This window comes from Pantoea sp. EKM101V (genome assembly GCF_011800325.1).
Lineage (GTDB): Bacteria > Pseudomonadota > Gammaproteobacteria > Enterobacterales > Enterobacteriaceae > Pantoea > Pantoea anthophila.
In genome coordinates, this window is the sequence record NZ_JAALFP010000006.1 from 233,684 (window position 1) to 250,569 (window position 16,886).

The following is a 16,886-nucleotide window of genomic DNA, read 5'->3' on the forward strand; positions in this document are numbered from 1 at the left end:
GGGAGGGCGGTCAGACCGTGAGCCGTGACCACTCGCGGGGAAGTGTTGCGATATCTGAGCCTTAGCCTGCGTGAAGTGTAGACATCCTCAGAAGAGTAAGCAGAGCGGTGCAGGAGAAAGCCCCGTCTCAGCCGGGCTGGCAGGGAGGGGGTGTCCGGGTGTCAGCAACCGTGACGAGGGGCGCATCGGGCTGCCACCGTATCAGATCGGCAAAGGCGCGACGATAGGCCGTGTCGATTTGCGTCGGCACCTGTTCAATGTAGCGGAAAGCGTGTTCCCGCGTTTCACCGCTCAGCTGCTGCAGATAGTGCCGCGCCTGACCCAGCGTCGGTATCTGGCCTTCGACACCGGCCATGCGGGCGGGCAAATCCGTCCAGATGAGACCTTCGATCCCTCTGGCCTGCGCCCACGCCGCCAGCGGGCCTTTGGCGTTATCTGTCACCGTGATCATCCCGACGCCATCGACGCGGTTGTCCGGAATGGCTTCACGAAGCCGCAGCGCCTGGCAGGCCCGCTCCAGTGAAGCGGTATTCAGCCAGGCCCAGCACACCGGCACCGGACTGGCATTCAGACAGATCGCCGTGGAGAGCTCACCGCCATCACTGATGCGCACAAATTCCACCGGTACGGCGGGACCATCATGATGCCACTCACTGGCGACTGGCAGCGCGCCGGTTTTCCAGATTAACGAGCCCCAGCCCAGACAGGCAATTTTCATTCTCTTCTCCCGTGTTTGCGTCGCCACCTTCGCGACCCGTCAGAGTTAAAGCGTAGCCCGTTGTGCTTAACCGTTACAGGGATCACCTTTTTTAGTGCGGTAAAGCGGCCTTAAAGATGGCATGATCTGCCCCGCAGTCACTCTGCACAACCTGACGGTTATTTCAGCAATCTGTGCGCGTTTATCGGTGCGGCTTGAACTTCTATCGTCAGGTAGTGTAAAAAGTGGCGCACGCAAACGATTACCTGTGCATGTGCGTTGGCAGCATCACGCGCGCAGGTTCCGCTGCGACCGGGCCGGAAAGCAGGGGACGACACCTCTTTCAGCGGTCCAGGGTACTGGCGCTTTTAACACGGAATATCTGATGAAAACCACGCAAACTGGCACGCTGGGCGCGCTTGAAAGTGACGTCGATACGGGATGGCGTAAAACCGACACCATGTGGATGCTGGGTTTATACGGCACTGCGATTGGCGCGGGCGTCCTGTTCCTGCCGATTAATGCGGGCGTTGGCGGCCTCATCCCGCTGATCATTATGGCGATACTGGCGTTTCCGCTGACCTTTTATGCGCACCGCGCGCTGACCCGCTTTGTCCTCTCCGGCAAAAATCCGGCCGGTGATATCACCGAGGTTGTTGAGGAGCATTTCGGCGTCGGGGCGGGCAAGCTGATTACGCTGCTCTATTTCTTCGCCATCTACCCGATTCTGCTGATGTACAGCGTTGCGATTACCAATACGGTCGAGAGTCTGATGGTGAATCAGCTGGGGCTGGTGCCACCGCCGCGCGCGCTGCTGTCGCTGCTGCTGATTGTCGGGCTGATGACCATTGTGCGCTTTGGCGAGAAGATGATTGTCAAAGCGATGAGCGTGCTGGTCTACCCCTTTGTCGCGGTGCTGATGCTGATGGCCTGCTATCTGATCCCACACTGGCACGGCGCGGCGCTCTCCACGCTGACCGTTCAGCCCGCAGGCAGCAGCCTGTGGATGACGCTGTGGCTGGCGATCCCGGTGATGGTCTTCTCCTTTAACCACTCTCCCATTATCTCCTCCTTTGCGCTGGCGAAGCGCGAAGAGTATGGCGACGCCGCTGAGAAAAAGTGCTCGCGCATTCTGGCCTGCTCACACCTGATGATGGTGGTGACAGTGATGTTCTTTGTCTTCAGCTGCGTGCTGAGCCTGTCGCCTGAGGATCTGCATGCGGCCAAGGCGCAGAACATCACGATTCTTTCCTATCTGGCGAACCACTTTCAGGTACCGATGATTGCCTGGCTGGGCCCGCTGATCGCGGTGGTGGCGATCACCAAATCGTTCCTGGGTCACTACCTTGGCGCGCGCGAAGGGTTCAACGGCATGGTTAATAAAGCGCTGCGCAGTCGCGGTAAAGCGATCGCGCCGGCCAGACTGAATCGCCTGACGTCACTTTTTATGCTGCTGACGACCTGGCTGGTGGCAACGCTGGACCCGAATATTCTCGGCATGATTGAGACGCTGGGCGGGCCGGTTATTGCCATGATCCTGTTCCTGATGCCGATGTATGCCATTCAGAAAGTCCCGGCAATGCGTCAGTACAGCGGAAAAATCAGCAACCTGTTTGTGGTGCTGATTGGGGTGATTGCCATCTCCGCTATTTTCTATTCGCTGGTGAAGTAATCCTGCCTACGGCAGATGCCTCCTCCGGGAGGCGCCTGCCGTTCCCCCTGTCATACACGCCTCCCGCGCTTCCGAATCCGGTTCATCCTCTGTCTCCTGCCTGACTGAAGTATCTGGTTAGCAATGGTTACAGTTGTTACAGAGTGACATGGTAGAGTTAACGCGAATAATTATTATTCCTTTAAAGGACAGGATGAACATGAAGATCGGGATGGCTGCTGCCACTACACTTTTGCTGTCGACCGCCTGCGCGGCCACCACTTATCCGGTCACCGTGACCGATATGGATGGACAGAAAATTACGCTGCAGAAAGAGCCTCAGCATGTGATTCTGCAGGATGGCCGCGACGTCATGACGCTGGCACTGCTGGATCGACAGAATCCGTTTCAGCGGGTCGTGGCCTGGAACAATCTGCCGAAAAAGCAGGACACCCAGACCTGGGATCTGCTGAAGCAGCGCTGGCCTCAGGCGACCTCAATTGTGGATATGGGCTTTAACGATCAGGGCCAGGTAAACCTGGAGAGCGTGCTGGCGAAGCAGCCCGATCTGATGATTGCGCAGCTGCGCGCCAAACCCGCGCTGACACAATCAGGCGTGCTGGCCACCCTGAAAAATCTGCACATCCCGGTACTGTTCCTCGATGATGAGCTGCATCCGAAAGAGAACACCCTCAAGAGCGTGAGCGTGCTCGGCACGGTGCTGAACCGTGAAGCTGAAGCAAAAGACTACGCCGATTTTTATCAGCAGCGCTGGCAGGCGCTTCAGGAGAAGATCGCCCAGGTTCCGCACAAGCCGACGGTTTTTGTCGAGCCGATTGCCGGTAACAGCGACAACTGCTGCTTTACCCACGGACACAACGGCTGGGGCGCGCTGGTGGAGGCGGTCGGCGGCAAAAATATTGGCTCTGCACTGCTGCCCGGCAGTTCCGGCTTTGTTTCGCTGGAGAAGATCATCGCCATGAAGCCGGATGTCTACATCATGACCGGCTCAAAGCGGCCGAACAGCAATGTGCTGCCGTTTGGTTATGGCGCGAATCAGGCCGAGGTAACCGCGACCTTTAAGCGCTTACAGAGCCGCACGGGGCTGGCGCAGATCGCCCCGGTCAGAGAGCAGCGCGTCTATGGCGTTTACCATCACTTCTACAATCATCCCTACAACATTATCGGGATGGAAATTCTGGCGAAAGATCTCTATCCGCAACAGTTCCGTGACCTCGACCCCACGGCGGATTACCACCACATCGTGACGCACTTTACGGGGTTACCTGACGCGCCCGTGATCCTCAGTACGCCATAACCGGCCCCTGTCAGGGTGCGGTTTCGTACCCTGACACACGTTTTCGCTGGCAGCGATGATCGGCGTTTTGTCTGATGCGCCGGTCAGACCGCGGGCAGGGCGGTCTGCAGTGTTAAGAAAGTGATAATTACGCGTAATGGTCTGTAAATTGGCGGTTTTTAAGAATTATACAGATGTTGCCATACAGGATTATTGCCATGATGCCGATCAACGGTGCCTGACAGCCGTTATTTTCGGAGGCAGTACCATGAAAAAAACAACATTAACGCTTATCGCTTCACTTTTGACATGCAGCACGCTCTTTTCTCAGACCACGCTGGCAGACGATCGCGGCGATCCGCACCGCCCGCCGGTGCCGCATCAGAATGATGGCCCTGGCCCGGATGCGTGGGGGCCCGGCCCGCATCCGGATCGTGACCGCGACGACCGCCATCGTCATGAGGAGCGGGAACGCCATGAGATTGAACATGCGCGTCATGATGACGAGCGCTTCCGTCACGACAGAGGGCGATATGAGCCGCGCGACGCATTCGCCTGGCAGGGACATGAGTTTCGCCGTGGCCATGCGATCCCGCGAGCCTATTGTGACGACCGTTACCGCGTTGACGACTGGGATGCGCGCGGACTGCCTGAACCTCCGCAGGGGGAACACTGGGCAGACATCAACGGCAACTATGTGCTGATTGCGGCGGCAACCGGCATTATCACCTCACTGCTGCTGAACAACGCACTGAATTGAACCCACGGGATGGCGGCGGCCATCCCGCTTTCTTTCCGTTTTGCGCCGCCAGCGTCTATCCTGAGACTCCACACTGACATTCTCCCTGTGTAAGGAGTCATGATGACGACGGTTAAGATGGTTGCGGTTGATATGGATGGCACTTTTCTGGACGACAACAAGCAGTACAATCGATCCCGGTTTCTCGCCTGCTACCAGCAACTCACCGCCCGCGACATCAAATTTGTCGTGGCCAGCGGTAATCAGTACTACCAGCTCAAATCCTTTTTTCCGGAGGTCGCCAGCGATATCGCCTTTGTGGCGGAAAACGGCGCATGGATTATCGACCGTGATGAGGAGCTGTTCTGCGGCGCCTTTGACCGCCGCGATGTCGAAGCGGTCATCAACACCCTGCAAAACGGCAACTATCCCGGCCTGCGTTATCTGCTGTGTGGACGCGAAAGTGCGTACTACTTTGACGGCATGGAAGAGAGCTGGCTGAAAAAGATGCGTCACTACTGTCATCGCCTGAAGCCGATTCAGCATCTGGATGAGGTGCAGCATGATCGGTTGTTCAAGTTCGCACTCAATCTCTCTGACGACGCTATCGAGCCGCTGATGGCGGATATCGAACGGCTGCATCATGGTCGTGTGGCCGCAACCTCAAGCGGACACGGCTCCGTTGACCTGATTGTGCCGGGCAACCATAAAGCGCACGGCCTGGATCTGCTCGCCACGCGCTGGGGCATCACACACGACCAGGTGCTGGCGTTTGGTGATGGCGGCAACGATCTGGAGATGCTTAAGCAGTCTGGTTTCAGTTTTGCCATGGCCAACGCGCCACAGCGGGTGAAGCAGGCAGCACGCTATGCTGCCCCTGCTAATAACGAAGAGGGCGTGCTGCAGGTGATTGAGCAGATGCTGGCCGGTGAGGGGCCATTCGCAAATCTGCCCGCGTAATGGGCAGACGCGGTTTTCGGAAGGGCAGAGGCGGGTCATCTGGCCCGCCTCGCTTCACGCCGTGATGCGCCAGGCCTGGGCGATCATCGTCTCCATCTGTTCGCGGCTGTAATTCACCAGCGAATTTTTGCTGTTGGCGCGCGCCAGAATCCACTTCACCTCTTCGCCCGTCAGCGTGGGCCCCCCCTGCCAGAACGGCAGAATCGCCTGCTGCTGCAGCCACGTTTTGAGGAACTGCGCGGGTGAGTCGGTGGCTTCACTGAAAAGCTGCCCATGTAACGCTGACATCAGTGTCTGCTGCAGCGGATGATCGCTGTCGGCCAGCAGCTCCAGGAAGGGGAACAACAGCCGCCCGCACACTTCGCCGTGGTGAAACGGTTTTATCGCGCCCAGTTCGCCTGCAATACCGTGGATGACCCCCAGACCGGCGCTGCTCAGCGCAACTCCCCCCAGCCACGATGCCATCATCATCGACTCTCTTGCCGCATCGCCCGCACTCTCTTCACTGTTCAGCGCCGGCCAGGCCTGGATAAACTGACGCAGGCCGGTCACGGCCAGTTGTTGAGTGAAAAGATTACCTTTCGCGGAGAGGTAGGCTTCAAACAGGTGGGTGAAGGCATCGATCCCGCAGGTCGCCAGCACGTGGTCAGGTGCCCCCTTCAGCAGATCGGGATCGAGAATAGCCACTTCCGGGACAAAAACCGGGTGGCGCAGTGAGGCTTTGATCTGAATATCGCGCTGGTCGGTCACCACCGCATTCTGCGTCACTTCACTGCCGGTCCCGGCCGTCGTCGGAATGGCAATCAGCGGTAACGTGACTGGCTGAACCGTGCTGTCGCCCACCTTTTCCAGATAGCGGGCTGTCGGCAACGGATGTTGCATCATCGCGCTGAACGCTTTAGCCGCATCCAGCACGCTGCCCCCGCCGATGGCCACCACCCGATCCACATGACCCCGCCAGCGTGCCACCCAGCCATCAATCTCAGCAGGAGAGGCTTCATGGCTGACAATTTCATAGCCGATAATCTGCGCGTTCAGGTCAGCTTTAATCCGCTCATACGCCGTGCCCTGCAGAAAGGATTGCCCGCAAAACAGCAGGGTAGGCTGCGACCGGGCGGCCAGCAGCGGCACCAGTTTATCGAGGCTGCCGCGGCCAAAGAGGGTTCGTTGATTACTGTACAGCTCACTCAGATTCACACTCACCAGCGCATCCTTTTTACATTTCACTAAAATCTGAGTGTAACGAAAAGCGCGCCGCCGGCACTGGCAAACTTTCTGATAACGTCCCGGTAAAAAGTTGATCATCTTCGCAAAACAGAAATTCACCCCGGCGGGGTGATGCTTTACTGCGGATGTTACCCTTAACATGTTATCGGTAACAGCGTTTGTCCGGATGTATAAAATTCTTACAGGCGCACTGTTTTGCAGCCCTCAGGGGACCATGATAACAACCGACACTGGATTCCATTCAGTGCGCAAGGTGGAGAAAACCTATGCCATTACTCTATGTGGCGATCGGCGTCGCGTTACTGCTGCTGCTGATGATTCGCTTTAAGCTTAATGGATTTATCGCGCTGATCCTGGTGGCGCTGGCTGTCGGCGTGATGCAGGGCATGCCGGTCAATAAAGTAATTACGTCTATTAAAGCGGGTGTCGGCGGCACGCTCGGCAGCCTGGCGCTGATCATGGGCTTTGGTGCCATGCTGGGTAAACTGCTGGCCGACTGCGGCGGTGCGCAGCGTATCGCGACCACGCTGATCGAAAAATTTGGCACAAAGCACATTCAGTGGGCGCTGGTGCTGACCGGTTTTATCGTCGGATTTGCACTGTTCTATGAAGTTGGCTTTGTACTGATGCTGCCGCTGGTGTTCAGCGTGGCGGCGTCGGCGCGCGTGCCGCTGCTCTATGTCGGCGTGCCGATGGCGGCTGCACTGTCCGTTACGCATGGCTTTCTGCCACCGCATCCCGGCCCGACCGCCATCGCCACGCTGTTCAATGCTGACATGGGCAAAACGCTGCTGTTTGGCACCCTGCTGGGTATTCCTACGGTGATTCTGGCGGGCCCGGTTTACGCCCGCTTCCTGAAGGGCATCGACAAACCGATCCCGCAGGGACTCTATAACCCGAAAACGTTCACCGAAGCAGAAATGCCCAGCTTTGGGGTCAGCGTCTGGACGGCCCTGGTGCCGGTGGTGCTGATGGCTCTGCGCGCGGTGGCAGAGATGCTGTTGCCAAAAGGGCATGTGCTGCTGCCGTATGCCGAGTTCTTTGGCGACCCGGTCATGGCCACCCTGATTGCCGTACTGATTGCCATCTTCACGTTTGGCCTCAACCGCGGCCGCTCAATGGAACAGGTAATGGATACCCTGACCGACTCGATCAAAATCATCGCTATGATGTTGCTGATCATCGGTGGCGGCGGGGCCTTTAAGCAGGTTCTGGTCGACAGCGGCGTGGATAAATATATCGCCAGCATGATGCACTCGACTCAGCTGTCACCCATCTTTATGGCCTGGTCTATTGCGGCGGTGCTGCGTATCGCGCTGGGTTCGGCAACGGTGGCGGCGATTACCGCAGGTGGCATTGTGGCCCCGCTGATTGTCACCAGTGGTGCCAGCCCGGAACTGATGGTGATCGCTGTAGGGTCCGGCAGCGTCATCTTCTCTCACGTTAACGACCCTGGCTTCTGGCTGTTCAAGGAGTATTTCAACCTGACGATAGGAGAGACCATTCGCTCCTGGTCGGCGCTGGAAACCATTATCTCCGTGTGCGGCCTGGTGGGCTGTCTGCTGCTCTCCTGGGTAATCTGATCCCCTGCCGCTGGCACCGCCTGCCAGCGGCCCTCTGCTGGCTCTCTGAAAGAGGATGGCGCTCATAAAGAGGGCCGCGCTATGCGGCCCATGGGTGATAACAGTTAACGCTGCCCGCTTAATGAGGCGCTTCAAAACCGGCTTTCACCATCTGTTCCCGAAGCGCACGCGCAATTTCGCGGTTGCCGCCAGTGACGGGATAGATGACATTATTCACCACATCATCAAGGTAGTGCTCTTCAAACTCCTGCATCGTGAGCTGAGTGCCGCCCTCATCGTTGATGGCGAAAGAACCTTTGATGTGGTTACCGCTGTTTTTAGCCTTAAGGCTGTAGCGGCCCATACTGGTATTAATCGTGCTCATACGATCTCCTCACAACTCATGTCAATCTCCTCACTATTGAGATTGAGATCTGCCTTGCCGCCTGAATTTTAGCCAGGAGTCGTCTGTAAAACGAAGAAAGAGGGCGGGTAAAAGACGGGGTTGCGATCGCACTCTCAGAATGCAAATAAAAGCAAAAGTTGATGAACCTGTGACCGGTTAACGACTTAGTGAAGCGGCAGAGCCTGTTTTTCTGACTATACTGCTTACAGGAAACCTGTTTAACCAGCGAGGGAAAAGGAAATGAAAATTATTCTGTGGATTATCGCGATCATTTTTATCGTGGGCTTACTGACCCTGACAGGGGTGTTCAAACTGATTTTCTGATTTCTGTTAAAGATTCTGCGACAGCGGGCACCTAATCAGGTGCCCGAAACGTTTTCTGGCTGGCCAACAGACACTGTGTAATCGGGTCCATTGGCGTATTCGGCAGTAGATCCCGCGAGCCCAGCTGTTTTCGACAGCATGCGCAACAGGCACCATGAAAGGTGCGCTGGCCCTCTTTGTAATCAGCAAAAACGAACCGGGCGCTTCCACACTGACTACAGCGTATTTTCATCACCATCCTGCGTATGACCTCCTTTGGACTGACACTGTGCTGATCGCGTTCCCTGACCGGTTAAGCAGACTTAATCTATTGCTATGCAATATTATTCCGGACTGCGATGAGAAAAGTAGTGTCTTATGAGCATGAATGTTTGCTGCCAAATGCGAATCCGGCCTGTAAAAACCACTTCATTGATCATGATCAAAGATTGTCATCTATTGGCTAAAACGCCCGCAGATGGCCTGTCCTGGCGCGGATAAACGGCACGGCAGGCTCAATTTTGTCGTAAAGAAAGGCGAACTGGCGGTGAACTAATCGCAAATTTTTTGCAATAAGTGATTTTTTATCCTGCTATGGCTTTCAGCCGCCTGAAAATTGCACCAGCGTCAGACGCCTGGCTGACCGGGCAGAGAAAAAAAAGGGCGTTTTTACACGCCATATCGTCAGAGAGAACAGGAACGGGTCTCAATAAGATTTTTCTTTTTCAGCCAGAGCGCCTGTTAAGTTGAAATTCAAAAAAGGCATGACTTTCCAGCGTGTTAGCGCGAAGAAGAGGAAAGGCGTTCGCTAGCTGCTGAAACCGATTTCGCAAGTCGGTAAGCAGGAAAGTGTGATGGATGCACAGAAAGTCGATATTTATCACTTTTTCATCAAATCGTGCTGGACAAATCCCTCCGCAATTGCTGTACTAGATGCCGACACAGTTTAGTGTCCATTTTTCATGTAAAGGTAATATAGATGTCTAAGATCAAAGGTAACGTTAAGTGGTTTAATGAATCTAAAGGATTCGGTTTCATTACTCCTGAAGATGGCAGCAAAGATGTATTCGTACACTTCTCTGCAATCCAGAGCAACGGCTTCAAAACTCTGGCTGAAGGTCAGCGCGTTGAGTTTGAAATCACCGACGGTGCTAAAGGCCCATCTGCTGCTAACGTTATCAGCCTGTAAGTTAACAGTCAGAATTCTAAAAACCCGCCTGATGGCGGGTTTTTTTATGCCTGTCATCTGCGCGTCACCTTCTCCTGATTATCCTGCGCTGCTGGCTCGTCTGCCGCACAAACTGCGCGACGCTTCACAATAAATCCTCGTAACATATTTATAACAAGCTGAAGTGCCGCTTTTTTGCGGGCAACGCGTTATAACAGAGTGACAGATCCCGGTGGGTGAGGAGGCAGGATGAATATACGGCGGGCAGAGTTAAAAGACAGTTTTGCGCTGAGTGCGTTGCTCAGCGAATTAGGCTACGGCGGCACCGAAGGTTTTATTGAGCAGCGTCTGGCGCAGTTATGCAGCGATCCCAGTGAAGCACTCTTAGTGGCGGAACAGGATAACCAGGTGCTGGGGTTCCTTTCCCTGCATTTCATTCCACAGCTGGCGCTGGCCGGTGACTTTGCCCGCATCAGCTACTTCTGCATTGCTGAAGGCGAGCGCAGCAAAGGGATGGGGCAGCAACTGCTTCAGCATGCTGAGGCGCTGGCGGCGCGTCGTGGCTGCGATCGCATGGAGGTGCATTGCCACCAGTCGCGCCTGAAAGCGAATCTCTTCTACGGCCGTGAAGGCTTTGCCGAATCACCCCGTTATCATATTAAATCCCTGGCGAGTTAATTTTCAGCCGGCGGGTGAGCCTCCCGCAGGAGAGCGGCCGGTGGTCAGTGCTTTCTGCTCTCTCCGCGCCAGACAGGCAGCAGAAACGGTTGCCCTGCGCACGTCCTTCAGGCGCCCGCCTGAGCTGACAGGCTCTCTCCGGCAGACTTTTCCGGTGTGTTCAGGTTACGATGCTCCCTCAGCCCGACCGCAGAGCAGAGTGCCGCGGCGTTGATCAATGAGGGTAGTGAACAGGGGCAGCCTGAGCGAATCCCTCTGACAGGGTCGCCGGAAGGCTGTTGATGGCGACAGCAGGAGAAGAACAATGATGAGAGTGGCTCTGGGGCAGTTTGCCGTCGGTCGTGAATGGCAGGAAAACGCCGCTGTCTGTCTGGATCTGATGCAGCGGGCGGCGGAAGGGGGAGCCGATCTGCTGGTCCTGCCGGAAGGCGTGCTGGCGCGGGATATTACCGATCCCGATATCGTGCTGAAAGCGGCGCAGCCGCTGGATGGCCCTTTCCTGAGCCAGCTGCTGGCAGCCAGCAAAGAGCGTGCCCTGACGACGATCCTCTGTCTGCATGTTCCCGACGGCGCGCAGAAAGCGCTTAACGTGCTGGTTGCCTTCCGACAGGGTGAGATCATCGCCGTCTATGAAAAACTGCATCTCTATGATGCTTTCACGATGCAGGAGTCGCAGCGGGTCAATCCCGGCCAGGTCATTCCTCCGCTGATTGAGGTGGCCGGTATGAAGGTGGGCTTAATGACCTGCTATGACGTGCGGTTTCCGGAGATGGCGCGGCGGCTGGCGCTGGACGGTGCCGATGTCCTGGTGCTGCCTGCCGCCTGGGTGAAAGGCCCGCTGAAAGAGATGCACTGGGAACTGCTGACCCGCGCTCGTGCGCTGGAGAACACCTGCTATATGGTGGCGGCGGGCGAATGTGGTCCGCGCAATATCGGCAACAGTCTGGTGGTGGACCCGATGGGGGTCGCGGTAGCAAACGCGGCGGAAGCGCCCGCACTGCTGTTTGCCGACCTCGATCCCGAACGTCTTGCCTATGCCCGTCAGGTACTGCCGGTGCTGGAGAACCGGCGTTTTGCCCGGCCTGAACTCGACGGAGAGTGAAACATACAGAGCCTGAGCCGGATACGCTGACGGCAGGGGTGTCAGATCTTACTCTGTTACAGATTCTGCTTGTGGTGACAGGCAATCTGCGCGTAAATAACAGTCACCGTTATTCGATAAAGTTGAAAGGTTAAATATGGAAGGTATCAGTATTGCCAAGCTGCTGATTATCGGTGCGCTTATCGTACTGCTTTTTGGTACCAACAAGTTGCGCTCGCTGGGTGGCGATCTGGGCTCCGCAATCAAGGGCTTCAAGAAAGCCATGAAAGATGAAGATACCAGTGCAACCCGAAATACGGCTGAAGACGTGCCTGCAGAACGCGTCGTTCATAAAGATTAATCGGTTATTTGCAGCAAATAACTGTTACTTTTTATTTCAGGCACACATAAAAAAACCAGACTGTCAGCAGTCTGGTTTTTTGTTTTTATGCAGCAGCAAAGCGGGAATTACTTCACTTCCATCCCTTTCGCCTGCATATCGGCATGATAGGAAGAGCGGACAAACGGACCACATGCCGCATGCGTGAAGCCCATCGCCATCGCTTCTTCTTTCATCTCGTCAAATTCGGCCGGGCTGACGTAACGCTGAACCGGCAGATGGTGACGGCTCGGCTGCAGATACTGACCCAGCGTCAGCATGGTGACGCCGTGGCGACGCAGATCGCGCATCACTTCAATGATTTCGGCATTCGTTTCGCCCAGACCCACCATCAGACCTGATTTGGTCGGGACATCCGGGTGCGCTTCTTTGAAGCGCTCCAGCAGTTTCAGCGACCACTCGTAGTTAGCGCCGGGACGAACCTGACGATAGACGCGCGGTACGTTTTCCAGGTTGTGGTTGAACACATCCGGTGGCGTCGCGGTGAGGATCTCCAGCGCGCGATCCATACGGCCGCGGAAGTCCGGCACCAGCGTCTCAATTTTGATCGTCGGATTTTTTTCGCGAATCGCGCTGATGCAGTCGGCAAAATGCTGAGCGCCACCGTCACGCAAATCGTCACGGTCAACCGAGGTGATCACGACATAACGCAGTCCCATGTCGGCGATGGTCTGCGCCAGCTTCGCGGGCTCACCGGCATCAGGCGCGTTGGGACGCCCATGGGCTACATCGCAGAACGGACAGCGGCGGGTACAGATTGCGCCCAGGATCATAAAGGTGGCGGTGCCGTGGTTAAAGCATTCGGCGAGGTTAGGGCAGGAGGCCTCTTCACAGACCGAGTGCAGCCCGTTTTTACGCATCGCCGCTTTGATGCCCTGAATACGACTGGAGTCAGCTGGCAGCTTGATTTTCATCCATTCCGGCTTACGCAACATCTCCTGCCGTTCAACAGCCACGGTTTTCACCGGGATCAGCGCCATTTTGTCTGCGTCACGATATTTGACGCCGCGTTCCATCTGAATTGGTTTACTCATAAATCAGCAGGTTCCGGTCGGATTGCGATTTGAAAGCGTTCCCATTCAAACCGGGAAGGGTGCTTTCAACTTTATTTGAAAAAAGTGCAAAAATTATATCATCTCAGCGCCCGGGAAGCAGCCACCGTCAGCGCGGAAAAGTTACATATTTGTAAATTCGCATTCAGCGCTAAGGCTGAACCGGCAGATCATCCGTAGTCCACTCAACATGGTCGTAACCGGCCAGCCGCGCAAACGCGCTGACCAGCGGCGAACGAACCTGTTCTGTCGTAACGCCCGGCCGGAAATGACTTAACTGGGTCATGCTCATGCCGGCGTAGCCGCAGGGGTTAATCCGCAGAAAGGGGGAGAGATCCATCGCCACATTCAGCGCCAGACCGTGAAACGAGCAGCCTTTGCGGATGCGTAATCCCAGTGAGCAGATCTTTTCATTGCCCACGTAGACGCCAGGGGCATCGGCACGCGCGCGGGCGCTGACGCCAGATTCCGCCAGGGTGGCAATCACCGTCTCTTCCAGAATCGTAACCAGCTGGCGAACGCCAAGCTTACGGCGTTTGACATCGATCAGGACATACATCACCTGCTGTCCCGGACCGTGATAGGTCACCTGGCCACCGCGGTCGCTCTGCACCACCGGAATCTCTCCCGGCATCAGCAGATGTTCCGCTTTTCCTGCCTGGCCCTGGGTAAAGACCGGCGGATGTTCGACCAGCCAGATTTCGTCGCGACTCTGTTCATCGCGCTGGTCGGTATAGTAGTGCATGGCATCGGAGACAGATTGCCAGTCGCGCAGACCGGACTGACGGACGAGAAGGGTTTCAACTGACAAAACGAGAATCCGCTAAAGAAGAATCGCTGGATAATGTCGGCAAACCGTCAGGCACAGGCGCCTTGCCGACCCGTAAATTACAGCACCATCCGCACAATTTCGATCTTGCCCAGCTCTTCGTACAGGCGCTCGACCTGTTCGATGTGGGTCGCGTTGATGGTGATGTTAACCGAGTGATAGTTGCCTTTGCTGCTCGGCTTAACTTCAGGACTGTAGTCGCCGGGCGCATGACGTTGCACCACTTCAACCACTTGATCAACCAGCTCCGGTTGCGCCAGACCCATTACTTTGTAGGTAAACGGGGTAGGAAATTCGAGCAGCTCATTCAGTTTGGTTTTCATATTGACTCCGGTGCATAAAAAACAGGCTCCCGCCTGAGCGGGAGCATCATAATATCGTGTAATGGGGGCGGAAGGGTGATTTTTCAATCACCCGTCACGCTTAACCGAACCAGTGATGGAACATCAGCTTGATGTAATCAACGATACGGCCAAAGAAACCGCCTTCGGAAATTTCATTCAGTACCACCAGCGGACGCTGTTCGATGGTTTTGCCATCCAGCTGGAAGTTGATGCTGCCGACGACCTGGTTTTTCTTCAGCGGGGCATGCAGTTCTGTGTTGTTCAGCACATAGCTTGCCTTCAGATCTTTCATGCGGCCACGTGGAATGGTCAGGTAGGCATCTTTTTCCACACCCAGCTGCACGCGGTCATTATCGCCGAACCAGACCGGCTCAGAGGCGAACTCTTTACCTGCTTTCAGCGGCGCGACGGTTTCAAAGAAACGGAAGCCCCAGGTCAGCAGTTTCTTGCTCTCCGTTTCACGGCCTTTAAAGGTGTGCCCGCCCATGACGGCAGAAATCAGGCGCATCTGGCCTTCTGTCGCTGATGCCACCAGGTTAAAACCTGCCGAATTGGTGTGACCGGTTTTGATCCCATCCACATTCAGGTTGGTATCCCACAGCAGACCGTTACGGTTCATCTGACGGATATTGTTGAAGGTGAACTCTTTCTCTTTATAGATGGCGTACTCTTCCGGCACATCGCGGATCAGCGCCTGACCGATCAGCGCCATGTCGCGCGCGGAGCTGTACTGACCTTCAGCGTCCAGACCATGCACCGTGCCGAAGTGGGTATTCTGCAGGCCAAGCGCTTTGACGTAGTTGTTCATCAGATTAACGAACGCGTCCTGGCTGCCGGCAACATAGTCAGCCATCGCTACACAGGCGTCGTTACCGGACTGCAGCACAATCCCACGGGTCAGCTGAGAAACCGGTACGCGGTCGCCTGGCTTCAGGAACATCAGCGAGGAGCCTTTAAACACCGGGTTACCGGTGGCCCAGGCATCCTGACCAATTGTGACCATATCGTCCTGATGAATTTTACCGGCTTTCACGGCCTGACCGATGACGTAGCTGGTCATCATCTTAGTCAGACTGGCAGGATCGCGGCGTGCATCGGCATTTTTCTCCGCCAGCACTTTGCCCGAGTTGTAGTCGATAAGGACATACGCTTCGGCATCAATGTCCGGTACGCCCGGAATCATGGTCTTGAGATTGACGTCATCAGCGATAGCAGCATGGCTGAGGGAGAAAGCGATCAGTGATCCCACTGTCAGGCGTTTCAGCAAACGAGAGGATTTCAGCGTGTTCATGTGTAGGACTACAACATCCGTGAGTTTGAGGTTTAAAAAAGTCACTTATCATACCCAATGCCAGGGGCGCTGGCATGGGGTGAAATGATTGGGTTGTTAGCAGACGTAACGTGCAGCGGTCTGACAAACGGATCAGCGACGCGTATTAGTAATAAATGAAGCGGTCTGGCCTTCACTGCTCAGGCGCTGTTGCAGCGAGGCGGCTTCGGCGCGGGTAGCGTACCCGCCAAGCTGCACGCGATAAACATTGTTGCCTGCGTCTTCAACTTTCCCGGGCACACCATAACGCTGGCTCAGGCTTTTCATCATCTGCTGTGCACGCGCCGGATCGTTCAGCGCGCCGACCTGCACGACATAGCCCGCTGCGGTTCCACGGCTGGCCGCAGGCGCGGCGCTGGCGGCGGCGGGAGCAGCAACCGCTGCCGGTGCGGCAACGGCGGCAGCGGGCGGTTCACTGCCTTCCAGCACGCCGCTCGCTAAAGGCTGGGGCGCGCCAAGAAAGCCGCTGCTCTGCACCGGTGCACCCATGCTGTCACTGCTCTGCAGCGTGCTGTTACTGATAGCGTCCACATTCTGCGCTGGCGGCTGAGCAGCCGCTGCGCCACCACTCAGGTCCGGACGGGCGGGCAGGGCATAACTCTGTTTCGCTACGACGGTGCCGATGGTGCCAGGACCGGAGAGTGAGCCGTCAGGCGCGACCTTGATAAAGTCGACCCGCACCCGCGAATTGTTCGAGATATTCAGGCGGTCACCGGCGGCGCGGGAGAGATCGATAATACGACCCGGCGTATAAGGACCGCGATCGTTCACCCGCACCACAATCTGACGACCGTTGGCGATATTGGTGACGCGCACATAGCTCGGCAGCGGCAGGGTAGGGTGGGCCGCTGTCAGCGCATCGGGATCGTAGGTTTCACCGATGGCGGTGCGGTTGCCCTGCGCTTCTTCACCGTACCAGGTGGCCAGACCGACTTCACTGAAGTTGGAGGGATCTTTAACGATGCGATAATTTTTGCCGTTGACGCTGTAATCCTGGCTGGTGCCCGGATTAACCGGCTCATAACGTGGCTCAACGCCCGGAATCTCTACCACTGGTCCATTGTATGCCGGTTGCGGCGGCGCCGTATTTTGGGGTTCCGGCGTGGTACAGGCCGCCAGAACCAGTGATGCCAGTGCAACGCCAAGCCATTCCTTACGCATC

Annotated in this window: 17 protein-coding genes; 9 read left to right on the forward strand and 8 right to left on the reverse strand. The window is 56.2% G+C overall.

Annotation, left to right across the window (positions count from 1 at the left end; genetic code table 11):
- Window positions 1-127: 127 nt before the first annotated feature.
- Window positions 128-718 carry a hypothetical protein gene (locus HFD92_RS12170; protein ID WP_167429013.1) on the reverse strand — a complete coding sequence of 197 codons (591 nt, stop codon included), beginning with the start codon at window positions 716-718 and terminating at the stop codon, window positions 128-130.
- Between the two features lie 364 nt (window positions 719-1,082).
- Between HFD92_RS12170 and HFD92_RS12175 the strand changes: the two genes are divergently transcribed.
- From HFD92_RS12175 to HFD92_RS12190, 4 genes are all read left to right on the forward strand, one after another.
- Complete coding sequence (locus HFD92_RS12175) at window positions 1,083-2,369, forward strand: HAAAP family serine/threonine permease (RefSeq protein ID WP_046101403.1); 1,287 nt, start codon at window positions 1,083-1,085, stop codon at window positions 2,367-2,369.
- Window positions 2,370-2,568: 199 nt separating this feature from the next.
- Window positions 2,569-3,666, forward strand: coding sequence for an ABC transporter substrate-binding protein (locus HFD92_RS12180; RefSeq protein ID WP_009091533.1), 1,098 nt, complete (start codon window positions 2,569-2,571; stop codon window positions 3,664-3,666).
- A gap of 247 nt (window positions 3,667-3,913) precedes the next feature.
- Window positions 3,914-4,405 carry an RcnB family protein gene (locus HFD92_RS12185; RefSeq protein ID WP_046101405.1) on the forward strand — a complete coding sequence of 164 codons (492 nt, stop codon included), beginning with the start codon at window positions 3,914-3,916 and terminating at the stop codon, window positions 4,403-4,405.
- A gap of 102 nt (window positions 4,406-4,507) precedes the next feature.
- Window positions 4,508-5,344 carry a Cof-type HAD-IIB family hydrolase gene (locus tag HFD92_RS12190; protein WP_046101406.1) on the forward strand — a complete coding sequence of 279 codons (837 nt, stop codon included), beginning with the start codon at window positions 4,508-4,510 and terminating at the stop codon, window positions 5,342-5,344.
- A 54-nt stretch (window positions 5,345-5,398) separates the two neighbouring features.
- On the opposite strand, the gene HFD92_RS12195 is transcribed toward HFD92_RS12190, so the two are convergent.
- On the reverse strand, window positions 5,399-6,547 hold the full coding sequence (locus HFD92_RS12195) for an iron-containing alcohol dehydrogenase (RefSeq protein ID WP_167429014.1): 1,149 nt from the start codon (window positions 6,545-6,547) through the stop codon (window positions 5,399-5,401).
- Between the two features lie 290 nt (window positions 6,548-6,837).
- Here HFD92_RS12195 and gntT point away from each other — a divergent pair, with 290 nt between their 5' ends.
- Window positions 6,838-8,154 carry a gluconate transporter gene (gntT, locus tag HFD92_RS12200; RefSeq protein ID WP_009091528.1) on the forward strand — a complete coding sequence of 439 codons (1,317 nt, stop codon included), beginning with the start codon at window positions 6,838-6,840 and terminating at the stop codon, window positions 8,152-8,154.
- 118 nt (window positions 8,155-8,272) lie between these two features.
- Here gntT and HFD92_RS12205 read toward each other — a convergent pair whose 3' ends face one another.
- On the reverse strand, window positions 8,273-8,518 hold the full coding sequence (locus HFD92_RS12205; protein ID WP_009091526.1) for a hypothetical protein: 246 nt from the start codon (window positions 8,516-8,518) through the stop codon (window positions 8,273-8,275).
- Window positions 8,519-9,821: 1,303 nt separating this feature from the next.
- Between HFD92_RS12205 and cspE the strand changes: the two genes are divergently transcribed.
- The 4 genes from cspE (at window position 9,822) to tatE (ending at window position 12,130) form a co-directional block, all read left to right on the forward strand.
- Window positions 9,822-10,031: a transcription antiterminator/RNA stability regulator CspE gene (cspE, locus tag HFD92_RS12210; RefSeq protein ID WP_006118399.1), complete on the forward strand. Its 210-nt coding sequence runs from the start codon at window positions 9,822-9,824 to the stop codon at window positions 10,029-10,031.
- Window positions 10,032-10,259: 228 nt separating this feature from the next.
- Window positions 10,260-10,688 (forward strand): GNAT family N-acetyltransferase, encoded by a 429-nt coding sequence (locus tag HFD92_RS12215; protein WP_167429015.1) that lies wholly within the window; start codon window positions 10,260-10,262, stop codon window positions 10,686-10,688.
- 307 nt (window positions 10,689-10,995) lie between these two features.
- Window positions 10,996-11,790 (forward strand): deaminated glutathione amidase, encoded by a 795-nt coding sequence (locus HFD92_RS12220; RefSeq protein ID WP_009091520.1) that lies wholly within the window; start codon window positions 10,996-10,998, stop codon window positions 11,788-11,790.
- A gap of 136 nt (window positions 11,791-11,926) precedes the next feature.
- Window positions 11,927-12,130, forward strand: coding sequence for a twin-arginine translocase subunit TatE (gene tatE / locus HFD92_RS12225; protein ID WP_009091518.1), 204 nt, complete (start codon window positions 11,927-11,929; stop codon window positions 12,128-12,130).
- Between the two features lie 107 nt (window positions 12,131-12,237).
- On the opposite strand, the gene lipA is transcribed toward tatE, so the two are convergent.
- The 5 genes from lipA to rlpA form a co-directional block, all read right to left on the reverse strand.
- Window positions 12,238-13,203 (reverse strand): lipoyl synthase, encoded by a 966-nt coding sequence (lipA, locus tag HFD92_RS12230; protein ID WP_009091517.1) that lies wholly within the window; start codon window positions 13,201-13,203, stop codon window positions 12,238-12,240.
- A gap of 169 nt (window positions 13,204-13,372) precedes the next feature.
- Window positions 13,373-14,032, reverse strand: coding sequence for a lipoyl(octanoyl) transferase LipB (gene lipB, locus HFD92_RS12235; protein ID WP_167429016.1), 660 nt, complete (start codon window positions 14,030-14,032; stop codon window positions 13,373-13,375).
- Between the two features lie 77 nt (window positions 14,033-14,109).
- Window positions 14,110-14,373: a DUF493 family protein YbeD gene (gene ybeD, locus HFD92_RS12240; RefSeq protein WP_009091513.1), complete on the reverse strand. Its 264-nt coding sequence runs from the start codon at window positions 14,371-14,373 to the stop codon at window positions 14,110-14,112.
- Window positions 14,374-14,473: 100 nt separating this feature from the next.
- Window positions 14,474-15,685, reverse strand: coding sequence for a D-alanyl-D-alanine carboxypeptidase DacA (gene dacA / locus HFD92_RS12245; protein ID WP_009091510.1), 1,212 nt, complete (start codon window positions 15,683-15,685; stop codon window positions 14,474-14,476).
- A 132-nt stretch (window positions 15,686-15,817) separates the two neighbouring features.
- On the reverse strand, window positions 15,818-16,885 hold the full coding sequence (gene rlpA / locus HFD92_RS12250) for an endolytic peptidoglycan transglycosylase RlpA (RefSeq protein ID WP_167429017.1): 1,068 nt from the start codon (window positions 16,883-16,885) through the stop codon (window positions 15,818-15,820).
- Between the last annotated feature and the right edge of the window lies 1 nt (window position 16,886).

Bases quoted from the DNA above. Each gene is read 5' to 3' on its own strand.
- HFD92_RS12170 (WP_167429013.1), bottom strand. From the start codon at position 718: ATGAAAATTGCCTGTCTGGGCTGGGGCTCGTTAATCTGGAAAACCGGC.
- HFD92_RS12175 (WP_046101403.1), top strand. From the start codon at position 1,083: ATGAAAACCACGCAAACTGGCACGCTGGGCGCGCTTGAAAGTGACGTC.
- HFD92_RS12180 (WP_009091533.1), top strand. From the start codon at position 2,569: ATGAAGATCGGGATGGCTGCTGCCACTACACTTTTGCTGTCGACCGCC.
- HFD92_RS12185 (WP_046101405.1), top strand. From the start codon at position 3,914: ATGAAAAAAACAACATTAACGCTTATCGCTTCACTTTTGACATGCAGC.
- HFD92_RS12190 (WP_046101406.1), top strand. From the start codon at position 4,508: ATGACGACGGTTAAGATGGTTGCGGTTGATATGGATGGCACTTTTCTG.
- gntT (WP_009091528.1), top strand. From the start codon at position 6,838: ATGCCATTACTCTATGTGGCGATCGGCGTCGCGTTACTGCTGCTGCTG.
- HFD92_RS12205 (WP_009091526.1), bottom strand. From the start codon at position 8,518: ATGAGCACGATTAATACCAGTATGGGCCGCTACAGCCTTAAGGCTAAA.
- cspE (WP_006118399.1), top strand. From the start codon at position 9,822: ATGTCTAAGATCAAAGGTAACGTTAAGTGGTTTAATGAATCTAAAGGA.
- HFD92_RS12215 (WP_167429015.1), top strand. From the start codon at position 10,260: ATGAATATACGGCGGGCAGAGTTAAAAGACAGTTTTGCGCTGAGTGCG.
- HFD92_RS12220 (WP_009091520.1), top strand. From the start codon at position 10,996: ATGAGAGTGGCTCTGGGGCAGTTTGCCGTCGGTCGTGAATGGCAGGAA.
- tatE (WP_009091518.1), top strand. From the start codon at position 11,927: ATGGAAGGTATCAGTATTGCCAAGCTGCTGATTATCGGTGCGCTTATC.
- lipA (WP_009091517.1), bottom strand. From the start codon at position 13,203: ATGAGTAAACCAATTCAGATGGAACGCGGCGTCAAATATCGTGACGCA.
- ybeD (WP_009091513.1), bottom strand. From the start codon at position 14,373: ATGAAAACCAAACTGAATGAGCTGCTCGAATTTCCTACCCCGTTTACC.
- dacA (WP_009091510.1), bottom strand. From the start codon at position 15,685: ATGAACACGCTGAAATCCTCTCGTTTGCTGAAACGCCTGACAGTGGGA.
- rlpA (WP_167429017.1), bottom strand. From the start codon at position 16,885: ATGCGTAAGGAATGGCTTGGCGTTGCACTGGCATCACTGGTTCTGGCG.